Source organism: Planktothrix sp. FACHB-1355, from assembly GCF_014748295.1.
Taxonomy (GTDB): Bacteria; Cyanobacteriota; Cyanobacteriia; order Cyanobacteriales; family Aerosakkonemataceae; genus Aerosakkonema; species Aerosakkonema funiforme_A.
This window is the reverse complement of sequence record NZ_JACJUP010001351.1, coordinates 1-1640: the sequence shown is the minus strand read 5'-3', so window position 1 is coordinate 1640 and position 1640 is coordinate 1. Positions and strand designations below refer to the sequence as shown.

The window sequence follows — 1640 nt, the reverse complement described above, 5'->3', positions numbered from 1 at the left end:
ATTTGACCTCGCTTGTCACATTTTGCAGGTTATAAACAATGGCTAATGCACCTCCACCCGTGGGCACCATTAGCAAACCATCTTCCATCTGATTTTGCTCAATGGGAGTAGGAATTAAACTACTAGCGGCAAAGTCGATCGACTTTTTGATAAATAACCGAATCCCACCACCACTACCAATAATAGTGTATTTGAACTTTTCTCCTGTTTGTTGTTCGTATTCTCTGCTATAACGCTGATAAAGAGGTTCAGCAAAAGAATCACCAGCCCCCCTGAGTAATTGCGCCCAAGCAGCATTAGTGCTGAAACAAATTGTTGTTATCGTTAATGTGGCAGTGAAAATTTTTTGCCATTCCCCGATGATAAATTTCTGCATGAGTATCTTTATTAAGTAAGGTTGATACGTAAGCCAAATTCTTGATTTTCCATTAGTCCTTGTCTTGTCGAATTGGTTTGTGTAGCCGCAGAATTATATTCTGCGGGCAACTGGTTTTTGATTTACTAATACCGAACTTTTTTTTGGTAAATGATGATTTTACTGCCATCAGTAGCAATTTCTAACCAAAAATCCTGAATGGTAAATCGATAGAAAACTTCCCCAAGACGGGTACTCCGCCAAGTGCTGATAAGTTGGTCATTTGGTGCCCATCGTTTGAAAGCTTTTACGGCAATTTCAGGAACTGCACTGAAATCTATTTGCTCGTCAACTTGAATAACAGTGCCACTGGGAGTAACTTGTACTTCAACTTCAAAGCCTTGTTGGTTTTTCCCTCTGAGTATGTATATTAACGAACCATCTGACTTCAGTTCAATTAGGGCTTGGTTAAATTCAGCATTTGTCGCCGTCTTTGCTGAAGACATCGCTGGAAGTGCTATTTCTTCTAGGGGTATTTTTCGGGCTATTCCCCCTAGATTTTGGGCTATTAATAGATTCTCTTTCTCAATCAAAGATTGAGCCTGAACATTACAGGTATAGATGGAGGAGGCACAAACTGCCATACCTGTAATAATTAATATGCTTTGCCAAGTCTTTGTGTAAAACATCATTAGTTTTTGAGTATGGTTGTGTTTTTTTAGTATCGTTTATTTACATGATAATCAATCAGACTCACAGGGAACTTAAGTCCTGGCTTATTGGTAGGGGCATCCCTGTATATTCTTGATAATCTGAAGCAGATTTTCTAAGAGTAGGAAAGACTTTACCCTGCTCGTTTAAATTTAAGAATTGTTAAAGATGTTGTAAGCATTTTGCTTCTCTTAATGTGTATCCAATCAATATTGCAGAGTTTACTTTTCCGATCAATACTTTATATATATATATATATATATTTTATGTTTAATAGGAGGTGTAATTAGGCTGCAAATGAATAATGATAATAAATATAGCCTAAATTAAGCTGGAAATATTAGATAAGATTTATTAATCATTAATCGATCGTTTTAGTTAGTCCTCTCGTACCCGTCCTGACGGCTTTTTGAGTTTAATTGCCAAATCTCTATATCGATCGCAAGAGTGCCTTCTCTTGAAGGGGGGTTTCCCGTACCTTGGGGGGACGGTTAGCCTTCAGGAGAGGTTGTGCAGCTGCGATCGCTTTACATCAGTCGATCGCTGTCACTAGAACTAATAGTAGGCACATCCA

General features: G+C 38.2%; 2 protein-coding genes. Both read right to left on the bottom strand.

What is annotated here, in order from left to right; all coding sequences use genetic code 11:
• The coding region (locus H6S82_RS32325) for a substrate-binding domain-containing protein (RefSeq protein ID WP_191057431.1) at positions 1 to 376 on the bottom strand (376 nt) is incomplete at its 3' end.
• Positions 377 to 501: 125 nt separating this feature from the next.
• A complete protein-coding gene (locus H6S82_RS32320; RefSeq protein ID WP_190468033.1) occupies positions 502 to 1047 on the bottom strand; it encodes a hypothetical protein in 546 nt (181 codons plus the stop codon).
• Positions 1048 to 1640: the final 593 nt, after the last annotated feature.

What these genes read in the sequence shown, in the direction of transcription:
- H6S82_RS32320 (WP_190468033.1), bottom strand. Translation starts at nt 1,047, where the DNA reads ATGATGTTTTACACAAAGACTTGGCAAAGCATATTAATTATTACAGGT.